Source organism: Paraburkholderia franconis, assembly GCF_009362735.1.
Taxonomy (GTDB): domain Bacteria; phylum Pseudomonadota; class Gammaproteobacteria; order Burkholderiales; family Burkholderiaceae; genus Paraburkholderia; species Paraburkholderia franconis.
Window position 1 is genome coordinate 263,997 of sequence record NZ_WHNP01000005.1, and the last position, 16,848, is coordinate 280,844.

At 65.1% G+C, this 16,848-nt stretch carries 8 protein-coding genes; 4 read left to right on the forward strand and 4 right to left on the reverse strand.

The features are described from left to right. Positions 1 to 30: 30 nt before the first annotated feature. From GCT13_RS07740 to GCT13_RS07750, 3 genes are read right to left on the reverse strand one after another with little or no spacing between them, the layout of a single operon-like run. Positions 31 to 5,052, reverse strand: coding sequence for a beta strand repeat-containing protein (locus tag GCT13_RS07740; protein ID WP_193727598.1), 5,022 nt, complete (start codon positions 5,050 to 5,052; stop codon positions 31 to 33). A 24-nt stretch (positions 5,053 to 5,076) separates the two neighbouring features. Then, positions 5,077 to 6,756 (reverse strand): ShlB/FhaC/HecB family hemolysin secretion/activation protein, encoded by a 1,680-nt coding sequence (locus GCT13_RS07745; RefSeq protein ID WP_152756578.1) that lies wholly within the window; start codon positions 6,754 to 6,756, stop codon positions 5,077 to 5,079. Between the two features lie 8 nt (positions 6,757 to 6,764). Then, entirely contained in the window at positions 6,765 to 8,927 is a 2,163-nt protein-coding gene (locus GCT13_RS07750) for a CHAT domain-containing protein (protein WP_321574235.1), read from the reverse strand. A 382-nt stretch (positions 8,928 to 9,309) separates the two neighbouring features. On the opposite strand from GCT13_RS07750, the gene GCT13_RS07755 reads away from it, so the two are divergent. The 3 genes from GCT13_RS07755 to GCT13_RS07765 all read left to right on the forward strand — a co-directional run bounded on the left by GCT13_RS07755 (position 9,310) and on the right by GCT13_RS07765 (position 14,666). Continuing rightward, positions 9,310 to 11,373 (forward strand): serine/threonine-protein kinase, encoded by a 2,064-nt coding sequence (locus GCT13_RS07755; protein ID WP_152756581.1) that lies wholly within the window; start codon positions 9,310 to 9,312, stop codon positions 11,371 to 11,373. A gap of 42 nt (positions 11,374 to 11,415) precedes the next feature. Then, positions 11,416 to 13,260: a murein transglycosylase A gene (gene mltA, locus GCT13_RS07760; protein WP_152756584.1), complete on the forward strand. Its 1,845-nt coding sequence runs from the start codon at positions 11,416 to 11,418 to the stop codon at positions 13,258 to 13,260. 209 nt (positions 13,261 to 13,469) lie between these two features. Beyond that, positions 13,470 to 14,666 (forward strand): amidohydrolase family protein, encoded by a 1,197-nt coding sequence (locus GCT13_RS07765; protein WP_152756588.1) that lies wholly within the window; start codon positions 13,470 to 13,472, stop codon positions 14,664 to 14,666. 149 nt (positions 14,667 to 14,815) lie between these two features. Here GCT13_RS07765 and GCT13_RS48210 read toward each other — a convergent pair whose 3' ends face one another. Continuing rightward, entirely contained in the window at positions 14,816 to 14,965 is a 150-nt protein-coding gene (locus tag GCT13_RS48210) for a hypothetical protein (protein ID WP_193727599.1), read from the reverse strand. Positions 14,966 to 15,866: 901 nt separating this feature from the next. Between GCT13_RS48210 and GCT13_RS50810 the strand changes: the two genes are divergently transcribed. Next, on the forward strand, positions 15,867 to 16,061 hold the full coding sequence (locus GCT13_RS50810) for a hypothetical protein (RefSeq protein WP_321574236.1): 195 nt from the start codon (positions 15,867 to 15,869) through the stop codon (positions 16,059 to 16,061). Positions 16,062 to 16,848: the final 787 nt, after the last annotated feature.

Below are 16,848 nucleotides of genomic sequence, written 5' to 3' on the forward strand. Positions count from 1 at the left end.
GGATCTCTATGCCGACCGCCCCGAACGTTGCTAGAAATCGCCGCACCCATGCGGACTGTTCAACAACATGCAACTGTTCAGATTGGGCTGCGAACGCACGCGCTTCCATTCGACGGCGAGTATGTCCTGATTGTCGCCCGGTGCTGCCGTCGTAAAGAGCGGCTGGTTCGAACCGATGCAGATATTCGTACCTTGCAGGTTGTTTTCATAGACGAAGGTTTGCTCCTGGTTGCTGAAGAACGACTGCAAGCCTGCTTGCGCAACGGGATTCAGCGGAGCGGTCACGGTCAGCGTGGCGGGCACTTCGTTCACGACATACCCGACGTTCGACAGGAAGTTCGGATCGATCGGATATTGGCCCGGCAGTGAATTCTGGTTTGCAGGCGTCGTCAGTGAACCTGTCAGCGCGCCTGCTGCCGTATCGCCGTTGATGAGTCCGCTGGCCGTGAACGTGAACGCAGGGTTGGGTGCGCCGGCGATGCGCGTCGCGCCATTCGCGGTGACGGTCACAGTGGGCCTCGCGACATAGACGAAATGATTACCCGTCATCGGCACGATGCCGCCCCAGCTGCACCCGGCGCCGAAGATGCATCCATAGAAGTTGGGCTGTGCGGTATTCGGCTGCACATTGCCCCGCACTTCCTGGTTCCACGTGGCCGCCCAGATCCGCCATCCGTTCGCGGCGCTCAGCGCGCCCGCATCGCCCGACGTGAAGACGCCGTTCTCCATCACGAGATCGACGGTGCCGCCCGACGTCAGACTGGTATTGAGCGCGACATTGCCCGTCGCGGCCTGAGCGATCAGGTTTCCCGTCAGCGTCGAGTTCGTTCCGTCGATCGCGTTCAGCGTGCCCGACGTCGCGTTGTATGTCTGGCTTGTGACGGGCCCGATCGCGAAGCCATGCGAATCGACGAAGTTCACGTTGCCCGCGTTGACGAGCGCAAGCACGCCGACGTCGTTCTGCGGATCGATCAGCGTGAAGGAGCCGGGCCCCGACAGCAGCAGGCTCGCCGCCTGGATGCCGCCCGGGTCGGTCACGGCGCCCGCCGACACCAGCGACAACGTATGTCCCGCGCCGAGCGACAATCCGAACGGCAGTTGAATACCCTGACTGCCCGCACCCGGATTCGACAACGCGAGGTTCATGTTCAGACCGGGCTTGACGAGCTGGCAAACGCCGCTCGCCGAGCCGCACACGCCGTTCACGGTGATGAGGCCGGTCTGCGTATCGGAGCCGAGCGTGAGGGTCTGAAAGTTCGTGAAGCTCGCGAACGTCTGCGCGTCGATGCTCATGCCGCCGCTCGTGCCGAACAGCGTAATCGGCGTCGCGTCCTGCGGCGTGAACGCGAACGTCGAGGGATTGACGCTGGCCGGCAGTATCGAAAGCACGCCCCCGCCGCCCGTGATGCCCGCGCTGCGGCTCAAGATGCTTTGCGACGTGTTGTCGTTCGCCGCGCGCAGCACGACCGAGCCGTTCGACGCGCCGTTGATCGACACAGGGCCCGCCGCGTGGAAGAAACTCGAGGCCTCGAACGAACTCATCAATTGCGGCATGGGCACCGCGCCGAACGCGAGACCCGCATCCGACGTGTTGGTCGAACCGGCGAGCGAGATCGTGCTGCCAGGCTTCGTCGAAGTCACGCTGCCGTTCAGGATCAGCGTGCCGTAGTCGAACTGCACGTTGCCGCCGTTCGCGCTCGTCGTCGGGCTGGTCTCGACGCCGCGAATATCGATTGCGCCGCCGTTGTTCGACGCGATCTGCGTGCCGTCGGCGATCAGCACGCCTTGCGCATTCGCGCCGGAGCCGCTGCCGTCGATGCTCAACTGGCCGCTGCCCGTCGTGACGGTCGACGGCGTCGGCACAGTCGATTCAGTCAGACTTTCGAGCACCACGCCCGTGGACGCGAGGTTTCTCGCGGGCGTGCCTGTGGTCCTGCCCGACAGCGAGATCGAGCCGCTGGTCGACGATATCGATCCGTTGTTGAGGTCGAACGCGATGCTGCCCGATGTCGTCGCCGGCGTGCTGCCCGCGACGATTATGTTGCCGCTGCCGGTGACGATCAGCGGCAATTGGGTGACGGTGTTGTCGGCGTTCGTGACCAGGAATGCGCCGAACGTGCCGACGCCCGTGCCGAATGCCGTCGCGCCGTTGACCGTGCCGTTCACCGAGACATTGCCGCTCGTCGTGCTCATCGATGTATCGTCGAGCACGACGCCCGAGCCGCCCAGCGTGACATTCGTGGTTCCGCTGATTGTCACATTGCCGGCGCCCGCGCTGATCAGCGTGCTCGTGAAGTCGGCGCCGTCGCCGGTGCTGCTGACCGTCGCCGTGCCCGCCATGGCGATCGCGCCCGACGCGGCCGTGAACCTCGCGTTGTTCACGCTGAGGCCGGTGCCCGTCATCGCTTGCGCGCTGCCGCTGACGGAAATCGCGCCCGTGCCCGTCGCCGAAAAAGCGGGCGTGGTGCCCGGCGGAGCCTGGTTCGTGAAATTGCCGTTGACGATCACGCCCGTCGCCGGACCGGTGGCCGTACTGCTCGCAGCGCCCGTCACGGAGATCGAACCGCGCCCCGTTGTTTGCAGCGCGCTTTGCTCGATGTCGACGCCGGCACCTCCCAACGTCGACAAGCCGCTCAAACTCGACGAGCCCGTCACGCTGATATTGCCGTCGCGCGTGCTGACGAGCGCATAGCCGAGCGCGACGCCCGAGGCGAGGCCCGTCGCCGCATAGCCGATCGCGACCGCCTGACTGGCGGACGCCGAACCCGTGATCGATACGCCTGCGCCCGTCGTGCTGATCGTCGCGTTCTGCAGCGTCACGCCCGCGCCCTGGTTGGTGACGTCCGCGGAACCCGTCAACGCGACATGGCCTGTCGCCGCCGTGAGCTGCGCATTGTTGAGGTTCACGCCGGAGCCGCTCGTGCTGCCCGTGATGACTCCACTGATCGTGACCGTGCCGCTGCCCGTCACGTCGATGTTCGGAATCAGCGTCGTCGATTCGTCCGGATTGAGCTGCGCGTACGGTCCGCCCGAGATGTTCACGCCGAAAGCGGTGCGGCCGAACAGACCCGCGCTGCCGCTGCCGCTGAGCGAAATCGCGCCATCCGTAGTCTCGATCGCGCTCTGCTGCATGTTGATGCCATCGCCGAACGTGCTCGAACCGGCGAGCGTCACGTTGCCGCTCGTCGTGGCGAGCAGCGAATAGCCGATCGCGATGCCGCCGATCTCCGTTTCCGCCGCGCCGTTGATATTGATCGCGCCCGCTTCTGTATGCACCGTCGAGTTGTTGATGTTCACCGCGCTCTGGCCGGTGTCGCCGATCGTCAACGATCCGCCGTTGGTGTCGATTGCAACGTTGGTGAGGCTCACCGAATTCGCGGGCGTCGCGCCGCCCACGTTCGCATCGAACACGAGATTGAGCGGGCCCGCCTGCGACGTGATGTTCTGTCCGTTATCCGTGATCGAGCCGGCCGCGCTGAACGTGAGCGTCGTCGCGTTGTTGCCGGCCGGCGATAGCGCCGTCTTCGTGATCGGCGTCTGGATGAAAATATCGCCCGCCTGCGTGCCGCCCGTTCCCGTCGTGATCGTCACCGACGTGCCGTTGCCAAGCGGCGTTTCGATGTCGGAACGGAACACGACGCTGTTGTCGCCCGCTGCCGTGAACGTCGTCGTGCTGCCCGGCGCGGCCGTCGTGACAGCAGCAAGCGCAACTGCCGTTTCGTCCGGCTCGATGAAGACATTGAACGGATCGAGCAGCCACGTCCCGGCCCGCCCTTTAACTGCCGACGCATCGATCTTCACACCGGCCGTGTCGAGATAATGGCCCGAGGTCTCGATCAGTCCGCCGTTGCCGCCCTGCGTGCCGCCTTTCGCCGATAGCGTGCCGTAAATGCGGCTCGCCGTCGCGCTGTAAGCGACGACATGGCCGCCGTTGCCGTTCTGCGATGCGTCGGCGTGAATGCTCGCGCCCGGCGACATCCAGATCGCGTTTGCGTTGCGAATGTCGGCATCGCCGCCCGCCGCGCCTCCGCCGAAGCGCACCGTGCCGCCGCCCGCCGCGCCGCTTGCATCGACACGCGCGCCATCGGACAGCGCGACGTCATAACCCGTGACGTCCACGCGGCCACCCGTCAGGCCCGCGCCGCCCGTCGCATCGAGCGTCCCGCCCGCCATCACGACACCGTTCGTGCCGCCGTCCAGCACGATGTGTCCGTTGCGCTCGGCAAGGCTCTGCGCGCGCACGATCCCCTGCTGGTTGATCACGGTGCCCGCGAGCGCATCGGCCGTCTGCGCGCTCATGATCACGGTGCCGCCATCGGCCGCGAGTGTCCCGGTGTTGCCGATCAGCGCGCGCGCCGCGCCCGCGTTGATCTTCAGCGTGGTCAATCCGTCGCCCGCGAAGTCCACGGTGATGTCGTTACCCGCGCCGAGCGCGACCGTGCCGAGACGCGCGCTCACCGTGCCCGTATTGCTGACGGTCCCGCCGAGCAGCGCGATCGTGCCGCCCGATCCGGCCGTGAGCGTGCCGGCGTTGCTGACGGGCGCCGTCGATGCGCCGACAAAGCGGTAGTTGCCCGCAAGGAAATCGGCGTTCGAGATGTTGAGCGTCGACGCGACCAGCGAGCCGACGTTCACCGACGAACCGGGCGCAAAGATCACGCCGGCGGGATTGACGAGGAACACCCTGCCGTTTGCCTGCAGGCGTCCCGCGATCACGCTCGGATCGTTGCCCATCACGCGGTTGAGCAAGGCCGCGCTCGCCGACGGCTGCACGATCTTCACGCCCTCGCTCGCGCCGATCGAAAACGTGTTCCAGTTGACGATCGCCTTCGGCGACGATTGCGTGATGTTCATTTGCCCCGCGCTGGGCGCCGCGACGCTCACCGTTCCCGACACCACTTGCGCACCCGTCGGATTCGCGAACGCCGCCGGCCCGCACGACGCGGCAAACAGCGCAGTCACCGCGCTGGCGATCGTGCCGGCGCGTAATGCACCCATACCCGCACCCATACCCGGCCGCACACCCGGCCGCACACTACAGGGCTTGTTCATCACGCACCTCAGGCCGATGGCCCACTAAAACGTCTTCGTCAACTGCACATAAAAGCGCGGCACCTTGTCGTTGCCCGTCGTATCGGAGCCCGTCGTGCGCCACGCGACCGTGCCCTGCACCGCGATGCCACCCGGCGCCGACCAGAACGCGCCGAGGCCGACGCCGCTTCTCGTGATCACGTTCGTCCCCTGGTTCGGCCGCGCGTTCGCGTTGTACCAGCCGGTGCCGAAATCGAAGAAGCCAAACACCGTCGCTTTCGACGTGATCGCGTAACGCCCTTCGACGGTTGCGACGAAGCCTTCGTCGACGAGCGCCTCGGAAGGCGAATACGCGCGCACCGCGTGCGGCCCGCCGAGCAGGAAGCGCGACGAGTTGTCGAGCGTCGTGGCTGCCCACTGGCCGGAAATCCCCGCGAACATGCTGATGCGCTCCGTCACCGCATTCAGCCGGTTCGCGAAGAACGTGGCGCGCATTTCGTTGCCTTGCGTGTTGCGGCCAAACGCCGACGCATCGATTGCCTCGGCCTGCGCGTTCCTGAAGTGAACGCTGCCGATCAGCAGCTCGACGTCCGCGCTGTTGAAGCCCCCGCCGAGCAACGTATCGCGGCTTTCGTAGCTCAGGCCGACGCTGCCTTCGATCAGCGAACGCGGATTGTGCGAATCGACGACGCCCACGTTGTCGATCAGATCGCGATACTCGAGGTTGACGCGCGCGAGCAGGTTCTGGCTGCGGGTGCGTACGAGCGGATGCGTGAGCGTCAGGTCGACGACGGTCGCCTCGCCCTGTGCGTCGAGCGACGCGAACTCCTTGCCGAGCGCATAGTTGAGCCGCGACACGGCGACCCCGACGCGCGTGCCATACGCATTGACAGGCGCCTCGTAGCCGACGCGGCCGTACACGGTATCGAGCCGTTCGCTGCCGAGCAGGCGCAAGTCCAGGTTGTCGCCGATCATGAACGGCGAGTTGAGCCGCGCCAATGCACCCAGGCGCCAGGTTCCGCTTTCCGGCGCGCCGTAGTTGTCGACGTCGACAGCGAACGTCCAGCGTTTGGCGGGCGCGACGCTGATGCTCAGATCGACCGTACCCGGCTCTTCGCCCGTCTCGATCGCCGATGTCACCTGGATGCCCGGCAAGTCGGACAGCAGCAGCATCGTGCGTTCGATATCGTGCTGCTGCAAAGGCTTGCCGACGGGGATCTGCGCGACGCGCTCGCGTATCAGGCTTTCGCGGACCGGCGTGCCCGCCGCGATGTCGAGCCGCACATGGCCCACGCGCCCTTCGAGCACGGTGAACTCGACCGTCCCCGCGCTCACGTCCTGCTGCGGAATCACCACCTGCGCCAGCAGATAGCCGCGTGCGCGATACACCTGCGTGACCTTTGCGGCAATCGCTTCGAGATCCGCGAAGCCGATCTGCCTGCCGATCTGGTCGCGCACGGGCGCAAGCAGCTCGTCGGAGGGAATCGTATCGTTGCCCTTGAACGTGATGCCCTTGAGCGTGAACGTCGGACCGGGCGCCGCGACGGGAGGCGGCGTCGTCGGCGGCACAGCGGGCAGCGCCTCGCCGCCGCCCGGCGGCGAAGGCCGCGTCTCGCGCGGCGCGGTCTGCTGGAGAATGCTACCCGCGTTCGGCAGCGTCTGGCCCCACGCGAATGTTCCGCTGCAAGCCAATGCCGCGGCGATCAGTCGAAGTGGTGTCTTCATTATTGTTCTTAGCGCGCGATGCTCAGGCGCCAACCTCCCATCAGGTCGAACGGTGCCCAGAAGAACGGATGCGCAAAGCGCGGATTCTGCATGACCGTGAGTTGCGCCGTGCGCATTGCGTCGATCGCTTCGTGGCCGTCAGCGAGTTGCGAGTAGAACGTGCGCATCGTCAGCGCGCTCGATTCGTCGGCCACGGGCCACATCGACACGATCAGGCTGCTCGCGCCTGCATAGAAGAACGCGCGCGTGAAGCCGAGTATTTCGTCGCCGCGCGCGATCCGGCCCAGTCCCGTCTCGCACGCCGACAGCGTGACGAGCGATACGTTGTTGAGCTTCAGGTTGTAGATGTCCTTCGCGAGCAGCGAGTCGGGGCCATCGGCGGGCTGTGTCGCGGGCGCGAGCAGGATGCGCGAATGCAGCGGGTCGATCGTGTCCGCTTCGGCGTGCGTGGCCACATGCAGAACGCGGCCAGCGGGCGCATTGTCGCGAAAGCTCACGCGCGTCGCGCTCGCTTGCAGGAACACTTCGTTGCGCGCGAAGAGCGGCGCGATGCCGCGCACTTCGGCTTCGGCGCCCGGCAGCGCATACGCGGGCGCGATCGTCGGATTGCCGAACGCGACGAGGTTGCTTGCGACTTGCCGCTCGCGCGCTTCGAGTTGCACCGCGACGCTGGCCGACGGTTCGAGCGCGATCGCATGGCGCTGGATCAGAAAGCCATCGGGGGCGTGCAGTGCCTGAAACGGCAGATAGTGAAGCGCGCCGTGCGGAACGATGATCAGCCGTTCGTTCTCGCGCAGCCCGAGTGGCGCGATCAGCAGCGCATAGAGCTTGTCGCCGTACGTGATCGCGGCTGGCCGGCGGCGCACGATCGCATTGCGAATGTCGGTGACGGCGGCATCCATGTCGGCGCGCGCGATCGGCAGCGTATAACCCTTGAGCCCTTCGTTGCGGATCACCCAGACGACGATCGACTTGTCGAGGCTGTGATATTCGACGATCGCCTCGTTCGGCTTCAGCACGTTGCGCACCACGTCGAGACCGGGCACGTCGCCGTTCAGCTGACGGTCGTCGAGGCCCGCATCGACGCGGTTGCGCACGACGTCCAGCAGCGCGCGTGCGCGACTGCGCTCGGACAGGCTCCATGCCGACGCATAGTCGCCGACCTCGACGGTCAGCGCGATCGCTTTTTCGAACACCGATTGCGTGTCGCCGAAAAGCCCCGTCTTGAACTCGTCGCTGCGAAAACGCGCACGGATTTTTTCCGAATCGTCGACGGCGAGCAGATACGCTTCGCGCGCCCTGCCCTTGTCGCCGAGCACGAGATCGGCGCGGCCGATACCCTCGTGCGCCCACAGCCGGTCGTAGTTCGCATCACCCGAACTGCTCTGCTTCAGGAGCGCGTTGAACGCATGGCGCGCGTCTTCCGGCTTGCCTTCGGCCAGCAGCAGATTGCCTTCGATACGTCGATAGGCGGGCGCAAGTTCGGCTGTCGGCGGTGGACTCGCGGAATCGAATGTCTTGCGCGCGCCCGCCGTATCGCCCGCGGCGATCTGCGCATTCGTGATCGACAACAGCACCAGCGGCCTGTAGCGTGGCGACGCCGTTTCAAGTGCGCGGTTGTAGGCAGCGAGCGCATCCTGCGGATGGCCGCGACGCAGCGCGACATCGCCGAGCACTTTGTTCGCGGGCGCGAACACCTGCTCGGGCGCCTTGGGCGTCGATGCGAGGGCTTCCTGTGCGTACTTTTCGGCGTCGGCGAGATCGCCTGCGTAGCTGTACGCGATGGCGAGATCGCGTTTGGAGAGCGCGGCAAGATCGGCGTTGTCTGTGCGCTGCGCCATCACGAGCGCGCGGGCGGCCGCCTCGACGCTGTCGCGGAAATCGCCGCGTTCGGCCGCCGACACCGCCATGCTGCAATAGTCGTAGGCAGGCAGCGTGACGCGATCGCGCGACAGCAGCAAGCGCCCTTCGGCCGTCAACGTCTGCAGTGTTTCGGCGTCGCGTTCGCGCTCGGCGGCCTGGCGAAAGCCGGATGATTCGGGCGCGAGGCCCGGTGCAGCGGGGCTGGAAGATGCGGCATCGGCGGCGCATGCAGGAGCGCTCAGGACAAGCATCACGCAGGCGGCGAGCGCAGCGATGCACTCGCTCAACCCTGCGGCACGCGAACGCACGATGTGAGGCTTCGCATCGGACCAACCTGCGCGCACAGCCACGCCCGGCACCGCTCGCCAGGCATCGCACGCCCTCCAGGATCGCCGGATTCTTCTGAGTTCGTTCACATCGCCTTCCTACGGGACGGTCCTGGGACGCGACTGACTGGAGAGCCGTTGTGACTGAGAGCGCAGGCATGCGACGTGAGCACCGCGCGGAGACCTCGAACTACACAGAACTAGACGAATCAGGCGCGCTATTTTGAAAGCCGCGAGCGCTCTCGATGCGGAGCGGCATCTCGCGATACAACGCGGCCTCGACGAAGAGGCTTCATCAGCCGCCTTCAAAATCGGTCATGTGATTCGTCTTGTAAGTACACGCGCGTGTGCGTGAGGATGGCGCATGCGTGTTCGCAGCGCCGCGCGGCTGGACTCACATGAGCATCCCAACCCGATGACAAGTCCCGACGACAAGACGGTAATCGTGTCGCAAGCGCCCGCGTCCGACAGCCGTCCTGCGACGTCATCGGCCGCGAGTATCGACTCGCATCACGCATTGGCGATCGGCACGCGCGTCGCCGAGTTCGAGATCAAGGGTTTGATCGGCGAAGGCGGCTTTGGCATCGTCTACCTCGCTTACGATACGCAGCTGGGCCGCAATGTTGCGCTCAAGGAGTACATGCCCGCGGCACTCGCTTCGCGCGGCAACAACGCCGAAGTCACGGTGCGCTCGGAACGTCACGAAGAAACATTTCGTGCGGGCCTGAAGAGCTTCGTCAACGAAGCGCGGCTGCTCGCGCAGTTCGATCATCATTCGCTCGTCAAGGTTTACCGGTTTTGGGAAGCGAACGGCACCGCTTACATGGTGATGCCGTATTACGAAGGCGAGACCTTGCGCGACACGCTTCGCGCGATGAGTTCGCCGCCCGACGAAGCATGGCTGCGCGCGCTGCTGACGCCGCTTCTCAGCGCGCTCGGCGTGATGCACGCCGCGCAGTGCTACCACCGCGACATCGCGCCCGACAATATCCTGTTGCTCAAGGGCAGCGGCCGGCCGCTGCTGCTCGACTTCGGCGCGGCAAGACGCGTGATCGGCGACATGACGCAGGCGCTGACCGTGATCCTGAAGCCCGGCTATGCACCCGTCGAACAGTATGCGGAAGTCCCAACGCTTAAGCAGGGGCCGTGGACGGACATCTACGCGCTCGCCGCCGTCGTCTACTTCGCGATCGTGGGCAAGACACCGCCGCCTTCCGTGGGCCGCATGATGAGCGACAGCTATGTGCCGCTCGCGACGCTTGCCGCGGACCGTTATTCGCCCGCATTCGTGCAGACGATCGATCACGCGCTCGCGGTGCGGCCCGAAGAGCGGCCGCAAAGCGTGCAGACATTCGCGACTGGGATGGGCCTCGCACTGGGCGGCGAGCACGACTCGCGCGACGATGCACTCGCGTCGGCTGCGCAGCGCGCCACAGCGCCTGCTTCGATCGGCGCTGTCGAGTCTCTTGAGGCAGGCGCGGCTTCGGCGGCTCGTCCGGAGGGGAACGCTCGAGCGGACTCGGGCGTCTCTGGTTCGCCTGCTTCAGCACGTTCAGCGGCCGACGCGCAACCGCATTCGAAGAACGGGCGTTACGCGGCGATAGCCGTAAGCGCGGTCGCGGTCGTCGGGTTGGCCGCGCTCGGCGGCTGGTACGCGATGCGTCCCGCACCATCGACTACGCCTTCTGCCGGTGCCAGTGCTGGTACTGCTACTGCCAGTTCCGTAGGCCGTACCGACATGGCTCATGCGGCAAGCAGCAGTCATGCAGCGCCCACGCTACCGACGCAAGCACAAGTGGCGTCCAGCACTGCCGCGTCTGCATCGACATCGAGCGCGACCGCGAGTGCAAGCAGCAATGCGGCGCCCGACACGACCCAGGCCGTGACAGTTCCGCTTCCGCCTTATACGCCCGGCGGCGAACTCGAACGGATCGCTGCGCTTTCCGATCCGTCGATTCGCGTCACGGCAGCCTCACGCAACGGCACCGCGCGGATCAACAAGGATCGTCTGCAGTTCAGGATCAGCAGCAATCGGGCGGGCTATGTGTACGTGTTCATGGTCGACCCGGCCGGGCAATATCTGATGCTGTTTCCGAACGGACTCGACAAGAACAACACGATCGCCGCCGGTCAGTCGATCTCGCTGCCGCGCGCCAGTTGGCCGATGACGGCGGGCGCGCCGGCAGGCCCGAATCGCTTCCTCGTGCTGGTGTCGCCGACGCAGCGAGACTTCTCCGACGGCGGCCTGCACGGCGAATCCGTCTTCGCCGAATTCCCCGAGCAGGCGCAGCGCGCGGCGGCCGTGCGCCGCACCGCCAGCTACTCGCCATTCGCCGGTCAGGCGCGTTGCGCGGCCAACGCGACCGACTGTCCAGATACATTCGGCGCAGCAACTTTCACGATCGACGTCGTCGGCCCGTCGACGTAGCGGACCACGCGAACGTCCGCCAGCGCGCGGGAAGGAGGCGGCATGCACAGCCCGTATGCGATGCTCGGTGTGGCGGCCATATGCGCCGGTTGCGCGAGCAACCAGCCGGCCACGACGATGACGTTCGGCGCTGCGGCGCAATCTTCGGCTCAGTCATCCGTTCAGTCATTGCCGCCGTCATCGGTGCAGGTTTCTCCGCCCTTGCCTGCCGCAGGCACGCCGTCTACGAAGCCCGAAGCGATGCCACAGGCAGGCGTTTCAGCGCCAACTGCATCAGACACGCTGACCATCACACCCGCGACGTCTGCGACAGTCCCAAATGCGAGCACGAGCGCCGCCTTCGCCACGCGTCATGCTTACTATGCGCCGACCCGTTTCGCCGACCTGCCCGGCTGGAGCACCGACAATCTCGGCAATTCGTGGGATGCGTTCAGGCGCAGTTGCGCGGTGCTCGGCTCGCGCGCCGGCTGGTCGGCGCCCTGCATCGCGTCGCGCTCGGTGGATGCCCGCAACGTCACCGCGATCCGGATTTTCTTCGAGATGTACTTCAACGCGTATCAGATCCGCAATACGGACAAGAGCGGCGAAGGCACGCTGACCGGCTACTACGAGCCGCTTTTGAACGGCAGCCCGCAGTACGGCGGCGCCTTTCTCTACCCGGTCTATGGCACGCCCGACGACATGCTGTATCTCGACGCGCGACGTCTGCCGGAGCGCGCACGCGGGGCCGTGAGCGCGGCTCGCATCGAAGGGCGCACGGTCGTTCCCGTCATCGATAGCGCGGCGGGCAGCATCAAGGGTGTCTACGCGCTCGATCTGCGCGACAGCGTGCCCGACATACGCGACAAGAAAATCCGTCTGCGGCTCGATCGCGAGCGCATCGTGCCGTACTACACGCGCGCCGAGATCGAGCGCGGCGCGCTCAAGGCGCCGATTCTCGCGTACGTCGACGACCCGGCGATGCTCTACTCGATGCAGGTACAGGGCGCGGGCAAAGTGCGCATGCCCGATGGCACGGTCCGCCGCTTCGCTTATGCCGAGCAGAACGGCCACCCGTTCGTGCCGCCTGTCGCGCGTGCGGGCGGCGGCAGCGGGCAGCGGATCACCGTCCGTGGACTGGACATGGAGATCGATGTCGTCGACGAAGCGTCGACAGGCGCAACCGGCACCGCCGATGCTCAAACACCGGGCGACGCAACGGTCGGTGTGCCCTCGACATCGGCGCGCGCGCAGGACGACGACGAACCCGTGTCGCCGCTGCTGCGTGGTTTCAAGCTCGCTGCAGCGACGCCGCAAAGCGGTGGCGTTGTCACGCCGGCTATCAGTGCTGCTGCTTCGAAGCCGGGTAATGCTGCGGCATCGGCAGCAAAAGCAGCAGCAAAAGCAGCAACGACGGGACCGGCAAGCACATCCACGGCGACCGCATCCATCAAGCGCGTGTTCGCGATCTCGGACCCCAGCTATGTCTTCTTTCGGCGCATCCCCGATTCGCCCGACGGACCGCTTGGTGCGCTCGGCGTGCCGTTGTCGGCGGGCCGCTCGGTCGCCGTCGATCCACGCACGACGCCGCTCGGTGCGCCCGTGTTCGTGTCGACGCAGGACGATCCGCAGACGCCCGGTGCAATCGACCGGTTGATGATGGCGCAAGACTCGGGCGGCGCGATTCAAGGTGCAGTGAGAGCGGACTACTTCTATGGCTTTGGCCAGAATGCGCAGGCGCAGGCGAGCCGGACGAAGGAACGCATTCGCATGTGGGTGCTCTTGCCGAAAGGGCTGCATATCGCCGCGCAGGAGGCGACGCTGAAAACGCGAGGCGGCGCGCCGGCGGTATCGAATGCGGATTGCCTCGTCAGCGATCCCGATCTGTGCGTCGACGATACGCCGTGAGCGCGACGGCAGTGACGTCACGAACGTTGCGTCGACGATACGCCGTGAGCGCGACGGCAGTGACGTCACGAACGCGCCCTTCGTCTTCACGTCCATCGATACCGGCCTCGTCAAGCTATTCGCCAATGCGGTAGTCTTGTTGTGATCAGCACCGCGCAACGCGCGCTGCGTCCCCGCATCACAACCTCCGTCGATTCGGCATGACAAACATGACTCGCTCTCTTCATCTCTCCAACGTCCGGCTGGCCGATGGCCAGCGCGTTTCCGTATCGGTTGCCGATGGCCGTATCGAGGCGCTCGGACCGCAAGCCGCCGCGCAGCCCGGCGTGCCCATCGAACACGGCGGCGGCGCGTTGCTATTGCCGGGTTTCGTCGAAGGGCATACGCACGTCGACAAGAGCAACTGGGGCCGGCCGTGGTATCGCAACGAGGTCGGACCGCGGCTCATCGACCGCATCGACAACGAGCGCGAATGGCGCAAGACGTCAGGCCACGATGCAGCCGCGCAGTCGCTCGCGCTGTCACGCGCATTCGTGCAGGCCGGGACGACGCGATTGCGCACGCACGTCGATGTCGACACCGATGCGGGTCTGCGCTACCTCGAAGGCGTGCTCCGCACGCGGCAGACAATGCATGACGTGCTGGACATGCAGATCGTTGCGTTTCCGCAGTCGGGCATGCTGGTCCGCCCCGGCACGGTGGAGCTGCTCGGCAGCGCGCTCGCCGAAGGCGCCGATGTGCTCGGTGCGCTCGATCCGGCGTTGATCGACGGCGACCCCGTCGCATCGCTGAACGCGACGTTCGAGCTGGCCGAACGCTATCGCAAGCCGATCGATATTCACCTGCACGAACCGGGCGAAGTCGGCGCATTCACGCTGAAGCTGCTGCTCGATCGAGTCGACGCGATGGGCATGCAAGGACAGGTTGTCGTGAGTCACGCGTTTTGCCTTGGCGCGCTGCCCGAGCGCGAACGCGACGCGCTGCTCGAACGGATCGCGCGTCTGCGCGTGGCGATTGTCACGAGCGCGCCCGCTTCGTGTCCCGTCCCGCCGCTGATGACATGCAGAGACAAAGACATCACGATGTTCGGCGGCAACGATGGAATACGCGACACGTGGTCGCCGTACGGTGTGCCGGATATGCTCGAACGCGCGATGCTGATCGGCCTGCGCTACGACTTGCGCCGGGACGACGCCCTCGCGGTCGCGTTCGACTGCGTGAGCGATGCAGCCGCGCGAGGATGCGGTTTCGCTGACTATGGCTTGCGCGTCGGCGCGCGCGCGGATCTCGTGCTTGTCGACGCGGAAACCGTCGCGCACGCAGTGGTGTCCAGGCCGAAGCGCAAGCTCGTCGTTGCCAACGGATGCATCGTCGCGCGCGATGGTGAACTGACTGATGCGCTGTGAGCGAATCGCGTTCGTGGGCCGGGTGCCTGGGCTGGATTTAGGGCTGATCCCGCGTTTGAACGTTTGACGCGTCGCGCGAACTAAATAGATGAGAGCTTCCAGCAAGCGATTGCGCAACACGAACCCTTCACATCCACTATGTCTTTGCATCAGGAAGCGTTGTCGCCCGACCCCATGACATATCGCACGGCGCGACGCCGAGGCCATGGCAGCAGAACCGTCTGCGCGAGTGCGCGCGCAGGCATCTGCGCGGCAGCTTTGTTCGTGATGACCGCCTGCTCGACATCGATGTCGCCCAACGCTGTCCCGCCTGCCTCTCAGTCCGCCGCATGCCAGGTGCCGGGCCATTTCTGCGACACATTCTTCGGACCCTGATCGCAATCACGCGCGTCGTGTCGACGCCAGTCGCGCTTCTGTTTGTCTCGCAGAATGTCGAGGCATGCGGCATGCAGAATTGCGACGAAATGCGAATCTGCAGGAGAGCGCGTAGCACGGCGAACGAAATGAGCGACAGCAATAACCATGCACCCGCCACGCCCCAGACGACGGCGAGGAAATACGGTGTGCCCCACGCGCTCGCGATGATTGCGATGAAAAAGAACGACAGCGTGAACAGTCCGGCGACGGCAAGCGCCACGAACGCAATCAATTCGCGAACCAGACCTCTGCGAGTCTGCTGCAGCTCAATCGAGAACAGTTCACCGTAATCGGCGACTCGCCTCGCGCAAAAATAGCTGACATTGCGCCAGCGGCCGACTGTGGAATGAATCGACGTCGTGCTGTCCCTTGTTGTTTCGCTTTCAGATGATTCACGGACCGCGCGTGCTGCGTTCAACGGCGCGTGCGTGGACAAGACGTAACGCACGATTTATGCCCCGCGCGCAGACTCGCCATGCGTGCCGAGCTGTTGGCCGAACGATATGCGACGCGCAAAGTGCTGGGTCCGCTGAGTTACTGACCGTTACAAGTTGAGCGACAACGGTTTCACTTGCCAGCGGCGGCTGCGACTATTCTGTAAACCGTTGCCTTACAGTTATGTTTAGCGGAACTGTTTAGTCGAACTCGCGCGCCAAAAGGAAGTTGATCATGAAGTACCCGATCTCTCTGCTTTTTGCAGTCGCAGTGGCCATCTGCACACCCGTGTCGGCTTCTGCCCAGGCGAACGTTGGTGTCTATCACGGTCTCGGGGTGCCGGGGCCAGTGGCTACGCCTCCACCGTCGGTCATCTACCAGCCCTCCTATGGCCCTCCCGGCACCTACGGACCGCCGGGTACCTATCAGTCGGCGCCACCACCCGTCATCTATCAGGCGCCGCCCGTCTATGGCTATGGCCAGTGGCATGGCAATGGCTGGCACAGAGGCCGCGAACATCATGGGCAGTGGGATGACGACTGACAACCGGATTGATCACCGGTAGCCGCTCGCGTCGATGACGCGACGACGATCGAATGTCCTTCATACGCGCACGCGTTGATGGCGGCTGTGCCTTCGACGAACGAGCCGCGCGATCGTTGCACGAAGTCGCCCAGCACGCGTTCGCGTAGCGGCGCGCATCAAGCGTGCCCAATTCAAGGAACGCCTGGCGCAAAGCTCTTCCTGTAGACAGGATCGCTATGTACTTTTTGCGGATGACGAGTGCGAGTCTATTACTGAGCGACGATCGAGCCGCGCATGGACGGTATTGCGAGGTTGTGGAATCAGGACGATAAAACGGGATATATCCTTTTGGGACACGGACCGTTCTTTGTGGTCCGGCGCACATGACTTCACGCCGAACGGAATGAATTGCGGCGCCGGGAAACTGAAACGCGCGCAGCACTGCGAGCGAAGGCCATAAAAATCGGCGGCCAACGCCTGGTCAACGCTGGCCGCCGTCATAGGCGGGTACGGAGGGCTCTCTCCGTCCGCCGCCACAGAGCAGCGAGGGTGCCGATCTGCTGATATCAGCGTACACACGATCGCGCGTAAATCCAATACGGCGAAGCTGTACGTAACAGAAGCCTATCGGACACATTAGTCATCCCGGCACTGCCGACGCCATCCGGCTCCAGGGTCCGGACATCGTCACATCGAGTATTAAAACAATATGACGTTAATAACGTTCGACACTGCCGATAAGCCCCGACACGATGTACGCCGCCGACGCTGCTTATAGCGTGCAGCTACAGCGGTACGGCTGGAG

Bases quoted from the DNA above. Each gene is read 5' to 3' on its own strand.
- GCT13_RS07755 (WP_152756581.1), top strand. From the start codon at position 9,310: ATGCGTGTTCGCAGCGCCGCGCGGCTGGACTCACATGAGCATCCCAAC.
- GCT13_RS07745 (WP_152756578.1), bottom strand. From the start codon at position 6,756: ATGAAGACACCACTTCGACTGATCGCCGCGGCATTGGCTTGCAGCGGA.
- GCT13_RS07740 (WP_193727598.1), bottom strand. From the start codon at position 5,052: ATGAACAAGCCCTGTAGTGTGCGGCCGGGTGTGCGGCCGGGTATGGGT.
- GCT13_RS07765 (WP_152756588.1), top strand. From the start codon at position 13,470: ATGACTCGCTCTCTTCATCTCTCCAACGTCCGGCTGGCCGATGGCCAG.
- mltA (WP_152756584.1), top strand. From the start codon at position 11,416: ATGCACAGCCCGTATGCGATGCTCGGTGTGGCGGCCATATGCGCCGGT.